The 3276-nt window shown below is 42.8% G+C and carries 3 protein-coding genes; all 3 read left to right on the top strand.

Annotation, left to right across the window (positions count from 1 at the left end; genetic code table 11):
* Positions 1-277: 277 nt before the first annotated feature.
* Entirely contained in the window at positions 278-910 is a 633-nt protein-coding gene (locus tag DWV34_RS18250) for a DUF6431 domain-containing protein (protein WP_416386820.1), read from the top strand.
* Between the two features lie 74 nt (positions 911-984).
* Positions 985-2253 (top strand): DDE-type integrase/transposase/recombinase, encoded by a 1269-nt coding sequence (locus tag DWV34_RS17095; protein ID WP_118476778.1) that lies wholly within the window; start codon positions 985-987, stop codon positions 2251-2253.
* Positions 2253-3059: an ExeA family protein gene (locus DWV34_RS17090; RefSeq protein WP_118476777.1), complete on the top strand. Its 807-nt coding sequence runs from the start codon at positions 2253-2255 to the stop codon at positions 3057-3059. The genes DWV34_RS17095 and DWV34_RS17090 overlap by 1 nt, the downstream gene beginning before the upstream one ends.
* Positions 3060-3276 lie beyond the last annotated feature (217 nt).

Raw genomic sequence — 3276 nt, 5'->3', positions numbered from 1 at the left:
TGTCGGGCGGCGAATTAAAGTTCCAACCGACTGCAATTCTACCGCAAATTAATTTCGTAACTTTATATTTATATCTACTACAGCGTGCCGTGTATTACCGCACGCTTTTTTCGTTTCTATTCTTGACCTTTCTTTCTCGGTTCTGTATATTCATTTCGTAACAATAAAAAAAGAGAAAGAACAGCCCCTACCAAAGTTCGTTCTTTCTCTCAACATAGACGCAGTGCCAAGATCAGGATCAAGTCCTACTAGTAAGGCATCTTGCGTAACCATAATTATGATAAGAAAAAACTCTCTTTTTTGCAAGCTAATTCGTATAAAAATTTCATCAAAATCTATTTTTCATTCTTTTATGAATCAATTCATTCCTCAGCTGGAGACCTGTCCCATCTGTCATTCGAAAGGACAGTTCCATATCCACGACTACTACAGCCGAAATATCATCGACTTTCACAAGGGCAGTCCTGTAAAAGATGATCTGTGCATTATGCGTATCTTCTGTGACAGCTGTCAGCATGCTCATGCAATCCTTCCTGACTTTATCGTTCCACACTCCAGCTATGGCCTGTTCTTCATGCTCCGTGTCCTTGCCGAGTTCTTTACTCATCTTCATACTGTTGAGCATATCTGCGAACGCTTTGACATTTCTGCCAAGACTTTCTACAAATGGCTTGCCCTGTGGAAATCGCACAAAGAAGAATGGCTCGGCATTCTGGATAACTGTGAGATCTGTGACCTGACATTTATGAAGCAGCTTTGTTTCCGTAATGATTATTCATCTTTCTCAATGAGCTTCATCCAAAAGACATCGCATTCATTCCTTCAGTCTCATAAAAATCCAGTGCTTAAGCGGCCCCGAAACGCACACTACCATCAGCAGGTATTTCTGCCTGATCATGTTTTATGGTGACCACACAAGCGGTACATGGTACTTCTCTTTCTGTCCCCTTATGATAAAGAAAACACACAAGGAGGACTTTTACCATGAGTAAAGATACCGAAACAACTAAAAATGATGCATTAGTGGCTCAGTTCCGTTTTGCAATGATTGCTCCTGTGATCCAGGGGCTTTTTCCTGATGCTTCCGCAACTGCCTACTATAAGCGTGTGACCGAACATCCACTGACTCTCCCTGATGGAACTGTTGTTGCCTACAGCTACAAGACTCTTGAGAAATGGAAATCGTTGTATCAGCGTGGCGGTCTCGATGCCCTAATGCCTACATCACGTTCTGATAAAGGAATCTCTCGCGCTCTCAACGACGAAGCAATCAACGAAATCTACCGAATCAAAGAAGAGTATCCACGTATGAATGCTACGCAGATCTATGGACGGCTTGTAAGCGAATCTTTTCTTTCCTCTACTGTCAGCGTTGATTCTGTCCAGCGTTTTATCCGCAACAATGACTTAAAATCAGCCAGAGATCCGAACTTAAGAGACCGAAAGGCTTATGAAGAAGATGAATTCGGTAAGATCTGGCAGGCTGATACCTGTTATCTTCCTTATATCACGGAAGATGGAAAGACCCGAAGAGTCTACTGCATCATGATCATTGATGACCATTCCCGTCTTCTGGTCGGTGGCGAACTTTTCTATAATGACAACGCATACAACTTCCAGAAAGTACTCAAGCAGGCCATTTCTACCTACGGAATTCCAGACAAGCTTTATGTTGATAATGGCTGCAGCTATAGTAATGAACAGCTTTCCATGATCTGTGTGTCTCTTGGTATCCTGCTTTTACATACAAAAATTCGAGATGGCGCTAGTAAAGGCAAGGTGGAACGGCATTTCAGGACCCTCAAAGAAAGATGGCTCTATACCCTTGATATCAGCAGTATTACTTCTCTTTCACAGTTCAATGACCTGCTGAAGGATTACATGCGCTCTTATAACACAACCTTTCACAGAGGAATCAATGAGACCCCTATGGAGCGTTTCCAGAATTCAAAGGATCATCCTCAGCGACCAAAATCACGTGAATGGCTGAATGACTGCTTTTATAACCGCATCACCCGAAAAGTCCGCAAGGATTCCACCATCACAATCGATAACGTCTGCTATGATGTTCCCATGCAGTTCATTTCAGCCAAAGTGGATATCCGCTTTCTCCCTGACGACATGGATTCCGCTTACATCCTGATGGACAATGAGAAGTTCAAGATCCGTCAGACCAACCGAAATGAGAACTGTCACACAAAACGTAACAATGCTGTTTCCATTGACTATTCAAAGATTGGAGGTGCCCGCTAATGTTCAGTTCTTACTATGGATTATCCTACAATCCGTTTGACAAACAGCAGATTCAGGAAAAGGATCACTTCGTTTCCCATGATTACAATGAAATGATCAACCGTTTGAATTACCTGAAAGAAATCCGTGGGATTGGCGTATTTACAGCCAGACCCGGCATGGGAAAATCCTATGCGCTCCGCTGTTTCGCTGCAAGCCTTAACCCCAGCCTTTATCACATGGAATACATGTGCCTTTCCACTATCAGTGTTGCTGATTTTTACAAACAACTGTGTGCCATGCTGGGTGTTAGCGAAAAAGGTGGCAAACCTGCTATGTTCCAGGCAATCCGTGAACAGATCACTTACCTTTACAAAGAAAAGCGTCAGCCTTTACTCCTGGCTATTGATGAAGCACAGTACTTAAACACTGGTATTCTCAATGATATCAAGATGCTTATGAACTATGGTTATGATTCTGTGAATCACTTTACCCTAATTCTTTGTGGTGAATCCCACTTGAATGATACTTTGCGCAAGCCTGTACATGAAGCACTTCGTCAGCGCATTACCATTCATTATAATTACTCTGGATTATCAGATGATGAAGTAGGAAAATACGTTCTTCACAAACTTAGTCTGGCTGGTGCATCTGCAACCATCATTAATGAAGCTGCACTTTCAGCTGTTCATAGCTACACACAAGGGAATCCTCGCCTGATTGACAACCTGATGACAGATGCTCTGACTATTGGCTCCCAGCGCGAAAAGAAAGTGATTGATGCTGATGTCATCCACGATGCTGTAGAAAATCAGGGACTTTATTGATGAAATATTTTATTATCAATGTGCAAAGGCTGTGATCACAACCGTGGTCATGGCCTTATCTGAAAAGCATGATGATTCATGCTCCTCAGATAAGACTACAACATCGTGCGGCAAAACCGCTGAGATTATGCGGTTACATGCATGACCGTGCAGTCAGGGAGGCATATGGCACTAAAATAACGTGCGGTTAGTACCTCCCACATTCTGCCGTCGGACA

The organism is Anaerostipes sp. AF04-45 (assembly GCF_003461725.1).
Classification (GTDB): domain Bacteria; phylum Bacillota; class Clostridia; order Lachnospirales; family Lachnospiraceae; genus Anaerostipes; species Anaerostipes caccae.
Note: the sequence above shows the minus strand (reverse complement) of the source record. Positions and strands in the feature narration are given on the sequence as shown.